This is a genomic window from Flavobacterium frigidimaris (assembly GCF_002217275.1).
In the GTDB taxonomy this organism is placed as follows: Bacteria; Bacteroidota; Bacteroidia; order Flavobacteriales; family Flavobacteriaceae; genus Flavobacterium; species Flavobacterium aquidurense.
Genome location: NZ_MUGV01000050.1, coordinates 1 through 17881, shown reverse-complemented (window position 1 = coordinate 17881; position 17881 = coordinate 1). Strand labels below are relative to the sequence as shown.

General features: G+C 35.1%; 16 protein-coding genes. 8 read left to right on the top strand and 8 right to left on the bottom strand.

Annotation, left to right across the window (positions count from 1 at the left end; all coding sequences use genetic code 11):
* Nucleotides 1-933 precede the first annotated feature (933 nt).
* Nucleotides 934-1458: a Crp/Fnr family transcriptional regulator gene (locus B0A65_RS22380; RefSeq protein ID WP_242670337.1), complete on the top strand. Its 525-nt coding sequence runs from the start codon at nt 934-936 to the stop codon at nt 1456-1458.
* Nucleotides 1459-1521: 63 nt separating this feature from the next.
* A complete protein-coding gene (gene lpxA, locus B0A65_RS22375; protein WP_074664176.1) occupies nt 1522-2295 on the top strand; it encodes an acyl-ACP--UDP-N-acetylglucosamine O-acyltransferase in 774 nt (257 codons plus the stop codon).
* Here lpxA and B0A65_RS22370 read toward each other — a convergent pair whose 3' ends face one another.
* From B0A65_RS22370 to B0A65_RS22335, 8 genes are all read right to left on the bottom strand, one after another.
* On the bottom strand, nt 2296-3399 hold the full coding sequence (locus B0A65_RS22370; RefSeq protein WP_074664173.1) for a pectinesterase family protein: 1104 nt from the start codon (nt 3397-3399) through the stop codon (nt 2296-2298).
* 86 nt (nt 3400-3485) lie between these two features.
* Entirely contained in the window at nt 3486-4793 is a 1308-nt protein-coding gene (fucP, locus tag B0A65_RS22365) for an L-fucose:H+ symporter permease (protein WP_074664171.1), read from the bottom strand.
* Between the two features lie 114 nt (nt 4794-4907).
* Nucleotides 4908-5390, bottom strand: a complete 483-nt coding sequence (locus B0A65_RS22360; RefSeq protein WP_242670336.1) for a MaoC/PaaZ C-terminal domain-containing protein — start codon at nt 5388-5390, stop codon at nt 4908-4910.
* A 132-nt stretch (nt 5391-5522) separates the two neighbouring features.
* On the bottom strand, nt 5523-6590 hold the full coding sequence (locus B0A65_RS22355; protein WP_074664169.1) for a Gfo/Idh/MocA family oxidoreductase: 1068 nt from the start codon (nt 6588-6590) through the stop codon (nt 5523-5525).
* 84 nt (nt 6591-6674) lie between these two features.
* The gene (locus B0A65_RS22350; protein ID WP_074664167.1) at nt 6675-7901 is read right to left on the bottom strand and encodes an ABC transporter substrate-binding protein; all 1227 of its coding nucleotides are present in this window, start codon (nt 7899-7901) and stop codon (nt 6675-6677) included.
* Nucleotides 7902-9041, bottom strand: a complete 1140-nt coding sequence (locus tag B0A65_RS22345) for a CaiB/BaiF CoA transferase family protein (RefSeq protein ID WP_074664165.1) — start codon at nt 9039-9041, stop codon at nt 7902-7904. It lies immediately after the preceding gene.
* A complete protein-coding gene (locus B0A65_RS22340; protein ID WP_074664163.1) occupies nt 9038-10183 on the bottom strand; it encodes a CaiB/BaiF CoA transferase family protein in 1146 nt (381 codons plus the stop codon). The genes B0A65_RS22345 and B0A65_RS22340 overlap by 4 nt, the downstream gene beginning before the upstream one ends.
* A complete protein-coding gene (locus B0A65_RS22335; RefSeq protein WP_074664161.1) occupies nt 10180-11328 on the bottom strand; it encodes an ABC transporter substrate-binding protein in 1149 nt (382 codons plus the stop codon). The genes B0A65_RS22340 and B0A65_RS22335 overlap by 4 nt, the downstream gene beginning before the upstream one ends.
* A gap of 336 nt (nt 11329-11664) precedes the next feature.
* Here B0A65_RS22335 and B0A65_RS22330 point away from each other — a divergent pair, with 336 nt between their 5' ends.
* The 6 genes from B0A65_RS22330 to B0A65_RS22305 form a co-directional block, all read left to right on the top strand.
* Nucleotides 11665-12429 (top strand): SDR family NAD(P)-dependent oxidoreductase, encoded by a 765-nt coding sequence (locus tag B0A65_RS22330; RefSeq protein WP_089069668.1) that lies wholly within the window; start codon nt 11665-11667, stop codon nt 12427-12429.
* A gap of 198 nt (nt 12430-12627) precedes the next feature.
* Nucleotides 12628-13482: a fumarylacetoacetate hydrolase family protein gene (locus tag B0A65_RS22325; protein ID WP_089069667.1), complete on the top strand. Its 855-nt coding sequence runs from the start codon at nt 12628-12630 to the stop codon at nt 13480-13482.
* Nucleotides 13483-13501: 19 nt separating this feature from the next.
* Nucleotides 13502-14515 carry a zinc-binding alcohol dehydrogenase family protein gene (locus B0A65_RS22320; protein WP_074664186.1) on the top strand — a complete coding sequence of 338 codons (1014 nt, stop codon included), beginning with the start codon at nt 13502-13504 and terminating at the stop codon, nt 14513-14515.
* 164 nt (nt 14516-14679) lie between these two features.
* Nucleotides 14680-15477, top strand: a complete 798-nt coding sequence (locus B0A65_RS22315) for an SDR family oxidoreductase (RefSeq protein ID WP_074664184.1) — start codon at nt 14680-14682, stop codon at nt 15475-15477.
* A 6-nt stretch (nt 15478-15483) separates the two neighbouring features.
* Entirely contained in the window at nt 15484-16314 is an 831-nt protein-coding gene (locus B0A65_RS22310) for an amidohydrolase family protein (protein WP_074664182.1), read from the top strand.
* Between the two features lie 466 nt (nt 16315-16780).
* Nucleotides 16781-17881, top strand: a 1101-nt coding sequence (locus B0A65_RS22305) for a class II aldolase/adducin family protein (RefSeq protein WP_207556484.1), incomplete at its 3' end; no start/stop codon positions are given.

Below are 17881 nucleotides of genomic sequence, written 5' to 3'. Positions count from 1 at the left end.
AACCGCAAAGTGCGCAAAGAATTTTTTTTTCTTTGTGTTTGTAGTTGTCTTTATTAAGTTCGCAAAGCTGTGTGTTATAACTTTGCGAGCTTTGCGTAATTCTTTGCGTTCTTTGCGGTAAGATTTTTAACCGCAAAGAGCGCAAAGATTTTTTTTTTTGTGTTTGTGGTTGTCTTTATTAAGCTCGCAAAGCTGTGTGTTATAACTTTGCGAGTTTTGCGTATCCCTTTGCGTTCTTTGCGGTAAGATTTTTAACCGCAAAGAGCGCAAAGAATTTTTTCTCTTTGTGTTTGTGATTGTCTTTATTAAGTTCGCAAAGTTGTGGGGTGTAACTTTGCGAGTTTTGCGTATCCCTTTGCGTTCTTTGTGGTAAGATTTTTAACCGCAAAGAGCGCGAAGGCCGTTTTTCTTTGTGTTTACTGTTGTCTTTATCAAGTTCGCAAAGCTGTGTGTTATAACTTGGCGAGCTTTGCGTAGCTCTTTGTGTGCTTTGCGGTTAAATAGCAGTTGCTGCATAAAAGTTTTTTCTGAAAGTGAAAACAAATCTTTCACGGTCTATATTGGAATTTGGGATTTAAAAGTTGGAATTTCTTTTGAAAACAATACTTCCTTTTTGCCGTAGACTGCGTTAGGGATGGGAGCGGCATCCTTTTGCGACACCCGAAACTTCTTTTCCAACCCAAAACGTCTATCGCAAAAGATATAGCGGACAGCCCGGCCCGGAGGGAAACGCCCAGATTATTCATATCCGGTTCCTTATTTTTTACTTCAAAATTACAAACGTATTTTATTTATAAACGATTAAATGAAGTAGGCAGAATTATTATTTAGCTTGATAACTTTAAAATGCTTTCTTTAATTATATTGGTAAATTAGCTGGAAATTATTAAAGTTATGACTGAATTAATTAAAGTAATCAATAGCTTTCAAGAAATGGATCTGGAAACAGAGAATGCAATAAAGAAATATTTTGTTGAGGAAAAGTTTAAGAAAGATGAATTCATTATTATGGAAGGTAAAATATGTGGAAAAGTATATTTTATCAAATCTGGTGCGATTCGACGATTTTGTCATGAAGAGGGTACTGAAATTACAAAATGGGTTTATACCGATAATCAATTTGTTACTTCATTGAGTAGTTTTTTTGAGCAGAAACCTTCATTTGAAAGTTTTCAGGCTTGCGAAGAAACTATTCTCTATTCTTTATCCTATTCGGATGAATTAATTCTCTTGGAATATCCGTTATTTTTAAAGTTCCATATTAAACAGCTTAGGCTATATCTTTCTAAAATTAATGAGTTTCATCATGTATTCAGACAAATGAATGCACAAGAGAAATATACTTATCTTTTGGAATCATTTCCACAGATTATTTTAAGAAGTAAGATGAAACATATTGCTTCTCTAATTGGGGTAAGTCAGGAAACTTTAAGTAGAATACGAGCTTCAATTAATTGACTTTAGATCAATAAAATTCATTTGTTTTTAATTCAACTTTGCCTTTATTAAAAGAAATGTAAATTGAAGAATACGATAATTGGAAAAAAGGCGATAATAGGTAATAATGTTCATATAGGTAACTTTAGCACAATTGATGATGATGTTGTAATTGGTGATAATACCTGGATTGCGAATAATGTTTCTATTCTTAATGGAACAAGAATCGGTAAAAATTGCCAGATACATTCCGGTGCTGTACTAGGAGGAATTCCTCAGGATTTGAAATACAGAGGTGAGAATACTTTATTGGAGATTGGAAACAATACTATTATTCGGGAGTTTGTAACGATTAACAAAGGAACTTCATCAAAGGGTAAAACTAGTATTGGAAATAATAACTTATTTATGTCTAATGCTCATATTGGTCATGATTGTCAAATTGGGAATAATTGTATTATTGGATTTAGTGTTGGCATGGCTGGTGAAGTTGTAGTTGGAGATTGGGCTAATATTAGCGGCCTTACAGCGATACATCAATTTTCGATCATTGGAGATCATGCAATGATTAGTGGTTTAAGCCGTGTTGTAAAAGATATTCCACCGTACATAACTGCAGCACGTGATCCATTGAGTTATGTTGGTTTAAATATTGTTGGATTAAAAAGAAGAGGCTTTGAGTCAGAGAAAATGAATGAGCTCAAAGAGATTTATAAAATCCTTTTTTTGGAAAGAAGAAACACAATCTTTGCTTTAGAACTAATAGCAAGTTTATGCAAACAAACAATAGAACGCGATAGAATTTTAACTTTTGTAAAAGAATCTAAACGTGGAATTATTAAAGGTTTTATGGAGTAACTAAAACCCTTTTTTCAAGAGTGAGTCTGCTTCTTTAGCTTTTTTTGAAGGCAATATAGATTTACACTCCTCATTTTCTATTATTGGAATCCAATTTGTTTCAAGATTATTTGCGGTTGTTGTATTCGCTGCAAATATTTTTTCTCTAGTATATTGTGCAGCTTCAGTTTCATTTAATTGATGCGACCATTCGATTCGATTGGCTGGTTTATAACCTGGGCCGTAACAATTATATTCGGCATAAAAAGTAGTTTTCCAATTATTGTAGGCTTTATGTTCAGGATCTTTGGACCATACAGACCAGCCTTCAGGGATAATATGCGATTCTTCAAAACAATTGACGAAAACTACATTGGCGCCCGCACCCCATGGTCTTCCCAGCGAAACTTTTGTTGCTTCTTTTTTTGGATTTGCCATTATAACACAATCCTTAAATACAAAACCATATTTATTTTTTCCGACATCCTGATTACTGGCTGTAATAAAAGAATCTCTTTTACTTTGGATGAAACAGTTTTCAAATAGAGCTATAGCAGATCCGAAAATAAAATCTGTAGTGCCGTCAATGATACAATCTTTAATATAGGTTCTCTTGTTTGCTTTTAGGTAAAAAGTATCTTGAAAGCCGCTTATTTTGCAATTGTGAAATATAGTTTTATCGCCATTAACCATTAAGGCTACTGCCTGGCCTCCTTTTTTATATTGAGATAAATTGCTGTCTATCGTATTTTCAAAAGTAATATTCTCGGCATAAAAATCATCTGCTTCAATCAAGGTACTAAATGATTTGCTTGTGCCACCCGCTATCTCGGCATAATCATCATAAGTCAGAATAGTAGTTTTATAAGAGTCTCCAATTAAGGTCACATTTTTCTTAGTGGAAACCAATTTCAATTTTTCTTTATAGATTCCTGGCCTTACAAAAATTATAGTTCGCTTTGAATTGTTATCCGGAACTGCATCAAATGCATTCTGAACTTTGGTGAAATTTCCACTTCCGTCTTTGGCTACAATAATATCATAAGTAGCTTTTTTACCTTTTTGAGCGAATATTGTGCTGCTTACTGCGAGCAACAATAAAAGAATTGGAAACGTTTTTTTCATCTGAAATTTGATTTAAAATGGAATTACCAAGGTTGTTGTTTCAATTAAGAAAAACACCTTGGTAATTTATGAAAAATGAAAATTAATTATGCTGAAACCTGAGTTTTTACTTTATGTCCAAAAACTCCAAATGAAAGAATGATAATAAAACATACTAAAGGAATGATATATCCTGATTGAATGTCGTCATGATTCATATCGATTAAAGTTCCCATTCCGTAAGGTAAAATGGCTCCACCTACGATTGACATTACTAACCATGATGAACCTGTTTCTGTATTTGATTTTAATCCGACAAGACCTAAAGAGAAAATAGTTGGAAACATAATGGACATAAAAAAACCGATACCGCCAAGCGCATAAATAACATAAATTCCGGTTCCATAGATAGCAACCAAACACAATAAAATACTAATTACGCAATAGATGGAAAGCAAAACATAATCTTTAACGAATTTCAAAAAGAAGGTTCCGATAAAACGTCCGGCCATAAAAAGAAAACCATAAATACCAAGATAATATCCGGCTGTTTTTTCATCTAATCCTGCACCTTGCTGTGCAATTCTGATAAAGAAACTTGTAATGCAAACCTGAGCTCCCACATAAAAAAACTGAGCAACCACTGCCCAACTCAAATGAGAGAATTTTAAAACAGAGAAAAAGCCTGGTTTAACTTCGACTTCTGTATGTTGTGGTTTCATGGAGGGCAAATGCATGAAATAAAATAGTATTGCCACTAAAACCAATACGCTCCCTAAAATAATATAAGGCAATTTTACGGAAGATGCTTCTTCTAGTAAATAGGCTGATTTTGTAGCATCCGGCATTGCTGCCATTTGTTCTGGAGTAAGTGTTTTTCCTGATAAGATAAAAAGTGAACCAACAATTGGCGCGACCATAGCCGCTAAGCCATTGAATGAAGCAGCTAAATTCAATCTTTTTGATGATGATTCAGCAGGTCCTAAAATAGCAGCGTATGGATTTGCACTGGTTTCTAAAATGGTTAATCCACACCCAATTACAAATAAGGCAAATAAAAATAATTCATATGTTCTGGTGTTTGCGGCAGGAACGAATAAAAAAGCTCCTGTTGCAAAAACTAACAAACCTGTAATAATACTGTTTTTATAACCAAATCGTTTGATTAGCATTCCGGCTGGAATAGCCATAATAAAATAAGCAAAAAAGACAGAGGTATCAATCAATGTAGATTGACGATTGTTTAGTTCGCAGGCTTTTTTTAAATGTGGAATTAAAATAGAATCCAGATTGTGAGCCATTCCCCAAAGGAAAAATAAGCTGGTAATTAAGATAAAAGGCAAAAGGTATTTTGTTCCAGTTCCTTTTTCTGTAGCGACTTCATGTTGGTCGCCAATTTGATTGGTTATTTGCATTGGTTAGTTTTTGTTAAAGGTTCAGAGATGCAAAGGTTCACAGGCTCAGAGGTAAAAGTTAATTTTGTTTGATCAACTTTATTGCTTTGTCACTTTGAACCTTTGTACCTCAAATTAAAGATTCTTTTTTACTAATAATAAATGATCACAAACCAGAACAACTTCACCACGTTGATTGATAATTTCTACGTGTTCTGTTACGGTTCCCATGTCTGGTTTTTTGGCTTCTCCTTTTTCTGAAATCGTAATTTCAGAATGGATTGTGTCACCAATATGCACCGGTTTTACAAATCGCATACGATCGTAACCTTTAGAAAAAGCCTCCGGATTTATTTCTGACGCGGTCAAGCCGATGCCAATGCTGAAAACCATAGTTCCATGTGCGATGCGTTGTCCAAAAGGTTGTGTTTTACACCATTCTTCATCCATATGGTGTGGAAAAAAATCTCCTGTGTGGCCGGCGTGAACTACAAAATCAGTTTCGGTAATCGTTCTCCCAAAAGTGACACGTTTGTCACCAATTTGATAATCTTCAAAAAATGTTGATTTGAAATACATAGTTTTTTTGTTTTCACCATATAAGTTATATAAGTTCATTTTAATTGCTTTGCGTAAAGCTTAAGAGAGCTTATTTAAGTTTTATGGTTTATTATTTTTACTTCTTATATGATTTATTTTTTCTATACAAACTGAGTTAGATGCACTTATATAACTTATATGGTGAAAAAATTATAATTGTTCTAATGAAACTCCACCACTTTTATTACTGATATAGCAGGCTTCGACTACTTTCATTGTGTCCAAAACATCCTGAACACTTGCTAATAATTTGGTATCAGAACCTTCTTTGAAACGCATTAAGTTTGACATTGTTCCGATGAATGCTTCCGGAAACCATGAACCTTCTAGTTCAACTTTCTTCCATTCGTATTCACCATTTTCATTTGTTACTGAATATTCAAATTCATCTGGCAATCCATCAGGATAATTCATCAATAGGCCCATTTTTGCTTTAATGGCACCTTTTGTTCCTTCCCATTTAATGTAACTTTCTTCATGTTTTGGGCCAAAATGGTGATCGTGATTCGTATTGATGACAACATGTTTGTCTTCGGCATAATCTAAAATAATGGTTGAGCGGCAAGAAGATAGTTTTTTTAAAGGATGTTTGGCTGTTTTTGCCATCACACCTTTTGGATTTCCCAGAAAAGAACGGATGCAATCAATATAATGAACACTATGAAAAAGAATTTCCAATCTAGGATGTTCTTTGATAAGAGGAAACAATTCCCATGGTGTATTAACAGTAACTTTAACTTCCAAATCATACAATTCGCCAATAATCCCTTTATTGATTAGATATCTGGCTGCACTCACAAAAGAGGCAAAGCGCAATTGAAAATTAATCCCGGCAACTAAATTTTTCCTTTCACAAACAGCAACAATTTCACGGGCTTGTGCTAAATCATTTCCCATTGGTTTCTGAATAAGCACTGCTGCACCATCAGGAAGTTGTTCTAAAATTTCGATATATTGATCAGGCAGCACCGTAATATCATAAACAGCATTTGCAGGCGCGCGTTGAACAGCATCGGCAACATTTTCAAAAACATGTGCAATTTTAAATTGTTTTGCCAAATCATGTGCTTTTGAAATCGTTCTGTTGGTAATTCCAAAGACGGTAAAACCAGCCATTTCATAAGCAGGCAAATGCGCATCTTTTACAATACCGCTTGCCCCAATAATAATTATGGGTTGATCCGTTTCGGGTAATAAAGGTTTATATGGGATATTCATAATTTTTATTTTAAAGGTTCTAAGCTACTAAGGCTCTGATTTGCTAAGTTTTTGGGTTTCCTGGTTAAAACTTGGACAAAGATGTTAGTGCGTTATATTTTCAATTTTATTCTGAGTTTCTGCTATTAGTTTTTCAGATGGAATATCACTTTCAATTGCTTTCAAAACCATTTGATCTATTAGTCCTGTCACTTTTGGCCAAATTGGAGTTTGCGGTAAAGTCAATGCGTTTTCGTGCAGCATTTCGAGTTTGTGATAAAATGGAATAGTTTTATTGATTTCAATATCATTCCAGGTTGATTTTCTGCATCCAATTCCGCCTTCATTGGTTAATAATTTATCACTTTTTGGAGAGGTCGCAAATCGTAAAAAATCGTACGCCAATTCTTTTTGTTTACTTCCAATGCCAATTGTATACAACCAATAAACATTTAGGGAAGCGGTTTTGTGATTGGGATTGGAGGGAAGTTCAGTAATATCGACTTTGCCTTTTACTTTTGATTCGGGAATCACTTCACACATCGAAGCAAAACCAAACCAGTTAATTGCCATTGCAGCTTCTCCTTCGGCGAAAGCCAAACCAGCTTCAACAGATCCAAAACTTTTCGATTTTGGGTGAATGGCCTTTTTATTGTTTACAATATTTCTATAAAAATCTAAAGCTTCAATTGCTGCGGAATGATTAATATCAATCTGATTTTTATCGTTTAGTAAAGATCCGCCTCTTGTCCATAATTGCAGGCAAAAATCAAAAATCATATTGTGACCGTCTGGGTAATTCGCAAAAACACAGCCATATAAATTTTCTTCCGGACGATTGAAAAACTCCGCTATCTGAACAAATTGCTCCCATGTTTTTGGTGGATGCAATTCATAACCAAATTGATTTTTGAAGTTTTCTTTTTCGATAATATTTTCAAATAAATCCTTTCTAAAAATCAAACATTCAGGTCCATCATGAAAAGGTAATCCATAAGTTCCTTTGTTAATTTGCTGTAAATTCAACAAGGATTGATGCCATCCTTCGGGATAATCTTTTGGTGGATTTTGATTGATTAACGAGGTTAAATCAAGAACTGCTTTTTCATTGACAGCATCAAAAATCCAATCGGTATTGATGTGGGCAATGTCCCATTTTCCTTTTTTTAAACCTTCTTTAGTAATGGTTTCTTCATAAAGATCGTGCAATTCTAACGGAATCATTTCAGCTTCAATCTGAATATTATTTTTAAGGCAAAACAAATCCCATAGCTTTTTCAGCGTACTTTCAAAAGGATCAAATTTTCTAACTGCAATTCTTAACTTTTCCATTTAGACAGCGATAAATTCTTTAATAATTTTTTCATTGTCTTGCCCTAATTTTGGAGAACCTTTTCCAGAAGTTAAATATTCACCATCAATTTTAATCGGACATCTTGTTGTTTGATAGGAGTAACCATCTAACATTTGAACTTTCTGCGTAAAATCTAAAACTTTAAATCCTTCTTCAGCAAAAAGCTCTTGATAGTTTAAAACGCCTGCACACCAAATATCTGCCGGTTCTAAGATATTTAGCCAAAAATCGGTATTCTGAGTTTGTAAATGATCCGCTAAAATATTTTTGATTTCATCTCTTAAATGAAATTTATTTTCAGGAAATTGTAATAATGCCTCACATTTTAAAAGTGAAGCTAAAACAGGAATTGAACCCATTGCCATGGCTAAAAAGCCATTGTTGGTTTTGTAAATTCCGTAAGGCGCACCCAAATAAGCATGTGCATTATTAGTTTTAGTTCGAACAGGTAATTCTCCTCCGTCATTAAAAAAGGTAGTAATGGTTTCGAACTGAAAATCAAAGGCAGATTCCAGCATACTGACCTGAACCGAAGCTCCGATATTTTGGGTCGCTTTTCGATACAAAGCGGCTAAAATTCCCTGAGCCAAATGTGCTCCGGCCAACATATCAACAATCGATAATCCCATAGGAACCGGACCATCTTCCTGATTTCCACTTAACCATGTTAGTGCCGTTAAGGATTGTAATAATAAATCTTGTCCCGGTAATTTTTTTAAATCAGGATGAGTACCAAAACCAGAGATTGAACCATAAATTACGTTTGGATTTATCGTTTTGACATCTTCATAGCTTAAACCCACACGTTCCATTACGCCGGGCCTGAAATTATGCATGACAACATCGGCTTTAGCCAATAATTTTTTTATTTTTTCAAGTTCTTCCGGTTGTTTGAAATCAATTGCAAAAGATTCTTTGTTTCTGTTGATCGTATGAAAAACAGAAGATTCTCCGTTCATAATCAAATCAGAAGTATATAAGGTTCGGCAGATATCTCCCGCTCCTGGTTTTTCAATTTTTATCACGCGCGCGCCCAAATCAGCCAATCGTAAACTTGCCGACGGGCCTGAAAGAAACTGGCTAAAATCTACTATTAAATAATCTTCTAAAGGTTTCATTCGCTTAAAAATTGTTCGTGTATTTTTATATTATCTTCTCCAACGGATGGAGCAGCTTTTGTACTGGTTAAAATTTTTCCGTCAAGCTGAATTGGGCTTCGTGTTGTAACCAGTTTCTCTCCGGTAGCATTTTGAACCGTTTGTTTCAATTGCAATTCGTTTACAAAAGGCTGATTGTCTAATTCTTCATAATTAAGGACTTTTCCGCACCAGATTCCTTCTTCTTGAAGTGCCTGTAACCAATAATCTGATGTTTGGGTTGCTAGTTTTTCAGCTAACAATTCTCTGATTTCATCTCTGAAAGTAAACCAATCCTGTTTGTCAGCGTATTTACTTAAATCAACTCCTAAAGTATTTCCAATGAAAAGCAAATCTCCCATTGCCAATGAAATAAAGCCATCCTGAGTTTGATAAACTCCATAAGGCGCACTTAGAAAAGCATGCGCACTTCCTTTAACATCACCTCTTTCCGGCAATTGTCCGCCGTCATTTAAGAAAGAAGTAATCGCTTCGAACTGAACATCCAAAACAGATTCTAATAAACTTACTTCTACCAAAACTCCTTTTCCGGTTTTAGCTCTTTTTAATAAAGCCGCCAAAATTCCCTGTACAAAATGATTTCCGCACATTAAATCGGCTACAGCTAATCCAAATGGAACTGGTCCCTGATTTTTTCTACCGCTTAACCAGCTTAATCCGGAAAGCGATTGGAGCAATAAATCTTGTCCCGGCTTTTTTGCCCAAGGACCAATATTTCCGTAACCGGTAATGGTTCCGTATATTATTTTTGGGTTGAGAGTTAAGCTTTCGCTGAAATCTAGTCCTATTTTTTCCATCACGCCTGGTCTGAAATTGTGGGTCATAATATCAGCTTTGGCGATTAATTTTTTTATCAGAATTAAGTCTTCCGGATTCTTAAGATCGGCAGCAAATGACTCTTTATTTCTGTTGATAGTATGAAACAACAAACTGCTGTCATCAACAAAAAGATCTTTAATACTTAATTGTCTGCAAGCTTCGCCTTTTATCGGGCGCTCAATTTTGATAACGCGCGCACCTAAATCAGCTAATTTTAATCCGGCAGAAGGCCCTGCCAAAAACTGACAGAATTCTAAAACAACTAATCCTTCTAATGGTTTCATGTTGTAACTAAGTTTAAAGATTTCGCGTAAAGCGAATTCATTTCTTCTAAAACCAAATTTTCATCTCCGCCATGCATCAAATAATTACGAACAATATCACCCGCATGATCCTGAAAGTACATATGTCCGGAATATCTAGGTCGTAAAAAAGCTCTTTCTAAAGTTGGCAGAGTGTTTTTGAAATAATCATGTGTTACCGAATTGATTCTTTCACTTTTCCACGCCTGAAGATGTCCGGGTTGTCCGCCATTATCTGCAAAAACATTTTGCTGAACCTGAGAAGATCCTGTAAATTCTGCATATTTAATAGCTTCCGGAATATGTTTGCTGAAAGAAGAAACCGCTAATCCGGTTCCGCCCAAAGAGCTGATCATTGGTTGATCATTCAAACGAACTAAATCATAAAAATGAAGTAATTTTTGGCTATATCCTGTTCTTGAATAATTTGAATATCCGTAAGCAAATGGACAATAGGCAATTTCGTCTGAGTTTACCATGGCTTCATACACCTGAATTGGATTTCGGTTGAAGTTGGCCGTATCAATTAATTGTGCCAATTCCCTGAACATTTGCAACGCTTTTTTTCCTGTTTCAGGAGAAATAACTTTTTCTGTCGATTGAAAAGGCGCTTCACCCAAACTGCAGCAAAACATATAAAAGCTCATTAAAACGTCTACCGGAATTCCGGCAAAAGCCACTAGTCCTTTTTTTGCTAACGCCAATAAATCATCATAAGTCTGCGGCACTTTTAAACCTTGTTTTTCTAGAATGTCTAATCGGGCTGCTGCGACTGGTGTTGCTGCATCGATTGGTAATGCCCACAATTTGTTATCAAAAACATAACTTCCGTAAGAGCGTCCAACGGTATTTAGTTCCTGATCTTTTATATATTCTGTTGATAAATAATCTGATAAGGGCAAGATAGTTTTAGAGTGTGCTCCAAAGCCTGTCCACGGATGATCGATCACAAGCAAGTCAAATCGCTTGGCTAAATCTTCGATAGAAGCATCTGCAAATTCCTGTAAGCTTCTTTTCTCCCAGGTAATCTCAACTCCGGGATTTAATTCTGTAAAACGCTGAGCTGTTGCGACCATTGGCAATAAACCTCTTGTATGATTCCAGGTTATCCCTTTTAATATTGTCATTTTTAATAAAATTTATATGGATGATTTTATTCAGAAATTAATAAATGTAAAAAATACAATTACAAAAATAGAAATAAGATTGAATTGAACAATAGATGAGGAGTTTATTAACAGTAGTTTTTTGAAGTATGTGGAAGTAAGTTAGAATTTTTTTACAAATTTGATAAAAAGTGTTATAATATATTAAAGTTTAGTCATTTTGGGAGATTCAGATGAAAATATATCTCAAATATTAATATTAAAATATACTTTTGTAATTGTGTTTTTTACATTTATTAATTTTAGATAAATTTTTAAAAGCAAAAACGATATTTAAAAGACTTAAAAACGATAAAAATGTTTTCATTAAAAAATAAAAAAGCCGTAATAACGGGTGGTGGAAGCGGAATAGGTAGAGCAATTGCTACTTTGTTCGCAAAGCAGGGAGCAGAAGTTCACATTGTAGATTTAACGATCGAAAGTGCCAAAGACGCATTAGACGAAATTCTAAAAGAAGGAGGAACTGCATTTTCACATGCCTGTAACGTAGCCAGTCAGGAAGAAGTTTTAGCAACATTTGAAAAAATTGGCAACATCAATATTCTGATTAATAACGCCGGAATCGCGCATGTTGGAAAAGTAGATACTACACCAGCAGCCGATTTTGATCGTGTTATGGAGGTAAATGTAAAAGGAGTTTACAATTGTTTGTTTGCCGCGATTCCACAATTCCGACTTTCAAATGGCGGTGTTATTATCAACATGGCTTCAATTGCAGCCTGGGTTGGAATTCCGGATCGATTTGCTTATTCTACAGCAAAAGGAGCCGTTATGGCCATGACTTTATCTGTAGCAAAAGATTATATTAAAGAAAATATTCGTTGTAATTCTATTTCACCAGCAAGGGTTCATACACCTTTTGTCGATGGTTTTATTTCGAAAAATTACGCTGGTAAAGAAGAAGAAATGTTCGAAAAATTATCCCAGTCACAACCAATAGGAAGAATGGGAAAACCAGATGAAATCGCAGCATTAGCTTTATACCTATGCAGCGACGAAGCCGGATTTATCACAGGTAGTGATTACCCAATCGACGGAGGGTTTATTAAGTTAAATAATTAGGAAAAGGGGCTAAGGTTCTGAGGGACTAAGATTCTAAGGTTTTTTTGGACTTACAACCTGAGAATCTTAGTCCCTTAGAACCTTAAAAAAAAAAGAAAAATAAATAATTTAAAACGGTACTAAGGTACTAAGATGCTAAGATAAAAAAACTTAGAATCTTAGTCCCTTAGCACCTCAGAACCTTTAAAAAAAAAAGAAATGAAATTAATACGTTTTGGAGAAATAGGAAAAGAAAAACCGGGAGTTTTAATTGGTGAAAAAAGATATGATGTTTCGTCAATTGTAACAGATTTTAACGAAAGTTTTTTTGAAGAAAATGGTTTAGAGAAATTACAAAAAGCATTAGACAGTAATCCGACTTTACCAGAAGTGGATGCCAATGTACGTTTAGGTTCTCCAGTGGCGAGACCTTCAAAAATAATTTGTATCGGACTGAATTATGTAGATCATTGCAAAGAAACTGGTGCACCGATACCAACAGAACCGATTATCTTTTTTAAATCTACCACCTCTTTGTGTGGACCAGATGACAATCTGATCATTCCAAAAAACAGCGATAAAACAGACTGGGAAGTGGAACTGGCTTTTGTTGTAGGTAAAAAAGCAAGTTATGTAGAAGAAGCAGAAGCTTTGGATTATGTTGCAGGTTACGCATTATTAAATGATTACAGTGAAAGAGCTTTTCAATTAGAGCGTGGAGGACAATGGGCAAAAGGAAAAGGAAGCGATACATTTGCACCACTTGGACCCTTTTTGGCAACCAAAGATGAAGTAAAAGATGTTGATAATTTGTCCATGTGGCTGACTGTAAACGGTAAAAAATTCCAGGACAGTAACACGTTGAATCTGGTTTTCAAAATTCCATTTTTATTGCACTATTTAAGTCAGTTTATGACTTTGCTTCCTGGTGATATCATCAGTACAGGAACGCCTCCGGGAGTTGGTTTGGGAATTAAGCCAGATCCAATTTATCTTAAAGCAGGAGATGTTGTCGAATTAGGGATTGAAGGTTTGGGTACTAGTAAACAAACTGCGGTTGCATACTCAAAATAATATAAAAGAAAATTCTAAGATGAAATTTATAGTATGTGAAAAACCACAAGAATTTATTCTGAAAGAAAAACCAATGCCAGAACCAAAAGAAGGCGAGGTTTTATTGAAGATTAAAAGAATCGGAATTTGTGGTACCGATATTCACGCTTTTGGCGGAACACAACCTTACTTCGAATATCCAAGGATTTTAGGTCATGAACTTGCTGCAGAATATGTGAAAGGAAATGCTAAGGGTTTTGAACCAGGCGATAAAGTAACTTTTATTCCGTATTTTAACTGTGGAAAATGTGTTGCCTGCAGAAACGGATTAACCAATTGCTGCGTAAATATTAAAGTTTTCGGAGTTCATATTGATGGCGGAATGGCTGAATATGTGACCATTCCCGAGCAATATTTACTTCATGGTCAAGGTTTGGATTATGATGAATTGGCATTGGTTGAACCATTGGCAATTGCGGCGCACGGAGTTCGAAGAGCGGCCGTAAAACCTACGGATACGGTTTTAGTAATGGGTGCCGGACCAATTGGTATCGGATTGATTCAGTTTGCTAAAATCGCTGGAGCCAAAGTAATCGTGATGGATATCAACGAATACCGATTGAATTTTTGCAAGGAAGCGCTTCAGGCTGATGAAACCATAAATCCGTTGCATGATGATGTAGCTCAAAAACTGGCAGAAATTACAAATGGCGATATGGCCAATGTTGTGATTGACGCAACAGGAAACCAAAAAGTGATGAACAGTGCCTTTAATTATATTTCTCACGGAGGCCGATTTGTTTTGGTTGGACTTCAAAAAGGAGAATTGAGTTTCAGTCATCCTGATTTCCATAAAAGAGAATCCACTTTAATGAGCAGCCGAAATGCGACTATTGAAGATTTCGAATATGTAATGGAATGTCTTAAAGCAGGTAAAATTGATCCGAAAAAATACATTACACACAGAACCAATTTCTCAGAAATGATTACCGATTTTGGGCAATTAATTGATCCAAAAAACAATGTAATCAAAGCGTTGATAGAAATAGAGTAAAATTATTAGTAAAATGTAAAATGTGAATTGTAAAATTTGAATTGTGACATGTAAAAAAATTTACTGTAATTTTTTTAAGTAAAAATCTAAGTTTATAGAATGTTCATTTTACATCTCACAACTCACAATTCACATTTTGCAAATTACTTCTAACACACAAAAAAATGGATTTAAGATTAAAAAATAAAATTGTTGTCGTGTCGGGTTCGGCAGGAAAACAAGGCAGTATTGGCGAAACCATCATTAACCGATTGGCTGATGAAGGTGCGATTCCGGTATTGGTTGACAGAAACAGCCGAGGTTTTGGTTATGCCGAAGCACTTCAAAAAAAGGGAATCGACGCTTTGTTTGTGCAAACAGATGTTACCGATCCTGTTGAAATCGAAAACGCAGTTAAAACTATAGTGGCAAAATACGGAAGAATAGATGCTGTAATTAATAACGTTGGTGTCAATGATGGAGCAGGTTTAGATTCGACTTACGAGGAATTCATGAATTCTTTGAAACTAAATGTGGTAAGTTATTTTCTATTGGTGAAATATGCGCTTCCTTATCTAAAAGAATCAAAAGGGAATATTCTGAATATTGGTTCAAAAGTAGCATTGACCGGGCAAGGCGGAACTTCTGGTTATGCTGCTGCAAAAGGTGGAGTTTTAGGATTGACCAGAGAATGGGCGGTTGATTTAATTCAATATGAAATTCGTTCGAATGCCATTATTATTGCCGAAAGTTATACGCCGGCGTATGAAGACTGGATTAAAACAGTACCAGACGGTGAAGCTGTTTTGAAAAAAATCAACAAAAGTATTCCGCTAAAAGGAAGAATGACGCAAACAGAAGAAATTGCAGATACAGCACTGTTCATTATTTCAGATCGTTCGTCGCACACCACAGGACAATTTGTTTTTGTTGATGGAGGTTACGTACATTTGGATCGCGCTTTAATCAACGATGTAAATTAATACCACATGAATAACCGAATTGATGCACACCAACATTTTTGGAAATTTGATCCCGTAAGAGACAGTTGGATTGATGAGACTATGCAGAAAATTCAAAGCGATTTTTTGCCCGAAGATCTTTTGCCTTTGCTTCAGGAAAATCAATTTTCAGGCTGTGTTGCCGTTCAGGCAAGTCAGTCTGAAGACGAAACTAATTTTTTGGTGAATCTAGCTGCAAAAAATGATTTCATAAAAGGAGTCGTGGGTTGGGTAGATTTGCGTGGTGTAACAATCGAAGAGCGATTAAATCATTTTTCTTCTAATAAAATAATAAAAGGTTTTCGACATGTTGTTCAGGGCGAAGCGGATGATTTTATGCTGAGAAAAGATTTTCAGAATGGAATCGCTGCTTTGAAACAATTTAATTTTACCTATGATATTCTAATTTTTCATAGTCAATTACCGGCTGCAATAAGTTTGGTCAATCAGTTTTCAGATCAGCCTTTTGTGATTGATCATATTGCAAAACCGGATATAAAATCGGGTGCTATTTCATCCTGGAAAAAAGGAATTGAGGAAATTTCAAAAGCAGAAAATGTCTTTTGTAAAATTTCCGGAATGGTAACAGAAGCCGATTGGAAAAAATGGAAAACGGATGATTTAAAACCGTATTTAGATGTCATTTTCGAGAATTTTTCTGCCGATAAATTAATGTTTGGATCAGATTGGCCGGTTTGTAATGTGGCTTCAGATTATGCAGAATTAGTAAAAACTTTAGAAGATTACATTTCTCAATTCTCGGGTCAAAATCAAAATAAAATCTGGCATAAAAATGTCACGTCATTTTATAAACTTTAGTTTTAAATTGATAAAACTTAAATTTTAAAAAGTGCTTCCCAAAAGTTTTCGATCAATTTTTGATAAAATTTGGAAGCACTTTTTATTTCTGCACTATATTTTTGAAACTCCCTTCTTCATTGTAAAATTTGATTTTTCAATAAATTAAAAAATAACACAAATCACTTAAGTTAAATTTTTAGAATTTCTATAGGATAAGTATATTTTGAAAGCATTTCAAAAACACTTTTCCAGATTATTTTTTACTTCATTTTTGCCAATTTGGTTTTAGACTTTCTGTCTAATTTTCATGTAATTAGATGTCTTTTTGCTTCTTTTTTCCTGGAGTTGTTTTTTCTGTTTTGATGTTTGGTTTAATTGTTAAGATTTAGTTATCAATCAAATACGTAAAGGATAGTACAGGATAGTTATGTTTTTTACATTCTCTTATTTTACACCATAAGATTATTATTAAACCAATATACAAATGTCAGATATAACCACACATACAGATTTTAAGCACGTAAGCTATTTATGGGATGAGTCAAAAGCAGCAGCTTTGGCAGGAGATGAAGTAGCGCTTTTCATTTATCGTTCCAACTTACTGGGAGCTGATTTGCGATTGACCAATTATGGAGGAGGAAATACTTCAGTTAAGATCACGGACAAAGATCCGTTAACGGGAGAAAGCTCAGAAGTAATGTGGATTAAAGGTTCTGGTGGAGATATCGGAACATTAACCAAATCAGGTTGTGCGGCACTTTATTTAGATAGGCTTCGTAATCTGGAGAACGTTTACAGAGGCATCGAATTCGAAGATGAAATGGTAGAATTATTCAACCACTGTATTTTTGATCTGGCTTCAAAAGCACCATCTATCGATACACCATTACACGGATTCTTACCCTTCAAACATATTGACCACCTGCATCCTGATGCCGCTATTGCCATTGCAGCAGCCAAAGACGGGGCAAAAATCACAGAAGAATTATTCGACGGAGAAATCGGTTGGGTGGGCTGGCAGCGTCCGGGTTTTGATCTTGGATTACAATTGAGATCTTGCCTTGAAGAAGCTGAGAAAAAAGGAAAAAAATTACGTGGAATCATGTTAGGTTCCCACGGACTTTTCACTTGGGGAGAAACTTCTTATGATAGTTACATCAACACCCTTGAAGTAATCGAGAAATGTGCTACTTATTTAGAAGATAATTACGGAAAAAAAGGTCCTGTTTTTGGAGGACAAAAAATACAAAGCCTTGATAGAGTAGAAAGAAGTTTGAAAGCGGCGAAAGTAGCTCCAATCTTAAGAGGATTCTGCTCATCAGAGCGTCAAATGATCGGACATTATACCGATGATGCAAGAGTTTTGGAATTCATCAACTCAAATGATTTGGAAAAGCTGGCTCCACTTGGAACTTCTTGTCCGGACCACTTTTTGAGAACGAAAATAAGTCCATTGGTTTTGGAATTACATCCAAACGAAGACTTATCAGATGTTGAAGCCATCAAAGCAAAATTAAAACCTGCTTTTGAAGCGTACCGTGCAATGTATAAAGACTATTACAATGCTTGCAAGAAATCAAATTCA

Excerpts from the sequence above, each read along its gene's own strand:
- B0A65_RS22380 (WP_242670337.1), top strand. The coding sequence starts at position 934 with ATGGATCTGGAAACAGAGAATGCAATAAAGAAATATTTTGTTGAGGAA.
- B0A65_RS22370 (WP_074664173.1), bottom strand. The coding sequence starts at position 3,399 with ATGAAAAAAACGTTTCCAATTCTTTTATTGTTGCTCGCAGTAAGCAGC.
- fucP (WP_074664171.1), bottom strand. The coding sequence starts at position 4,793 with ATGCAAATAACCAATCAAATTGGCGACCAACATGAAGTCGCTACAGAA.
- B0A65_RS22360 (WP_242670336.1), bottom strand. The coding sequence starts at position 5,390 with ATGAACTTATATAACTTATATGGTGAAAACAAAAAAACTATGTATTTC.
- B0A65_RS22355 (WP_074664169.1), bottom strand. The coding sequence starts at position 6,590 with ATGAATATCCCATATAAACCTTTATTACCCGAAACGGATCAACCCATA.
- B0A65_RS22350 (WP_074664167.1), bottom strand. The coding sequence starts at position 7,901 with ATGGAAAAGTTAAGAATTGCAGTTAGAAAATTTGATCCTTTTGAAAGT.
- B0A65_RS22345 (WP_074664165.1), bottom strand. The coding sequence starts at position 9,041 with ATGAAACCTTTAGAAGATTATTTAATAGTAGATTTTAGCCAGTTTCTT.
- B0A65_RS22340 (WP_074664163.1), bottom strand. The coding sequence starts at position 10,183 with ATGAAACCATTAGAAGGATTAGTTGTTTTAGAATTCTGTCAGTTTTTG.
- B0A65_RS22335 (WP_074664161.1), bottom strand. The coding sequence starts at position 11,328 with ATGACAATATTAAAAGGGATAACCTGGAATCATACAAGAGGTTTATTG.
- B0A65_RS22330 (WP_089069668.1), top strand. The coding sequence starts at position 11,665 with ATGTTTTCATTAAAAAATAAAAAAGCCGTAATAACGGGTGGTGGAAGC.
- B0A65_RS22325 (WP_089069667.1), top strand. The coding sequence starts at position 12,628 with ATGAAATTAATACGTTTTGGAGAAATAGGAAAAGAAAAACCGGGAGTT.
- B0A65_RS22320 (WP_074664186.1), top strand. The coding sequence starts at position 13,502 with ATGAAATTTATAGTATGTGAAAAACCACAAGAATTTATTCTGAAAGAA.
- B0A65_RS22315 (WP_074664184.1), top strand. The coding sequence starts at position 14,680 with ATGGATTTAAGATTAAAAAATAAAATTGTTGTCGTGTCGGGTTCGGCA.
- B0A65_RS22310 (WP_074664182.1), top strand. The coding sequence starts at position 15,484 with ATGAATAACCGAATTGATGCACACCAACATTTTTGGAAATTTGATCCC.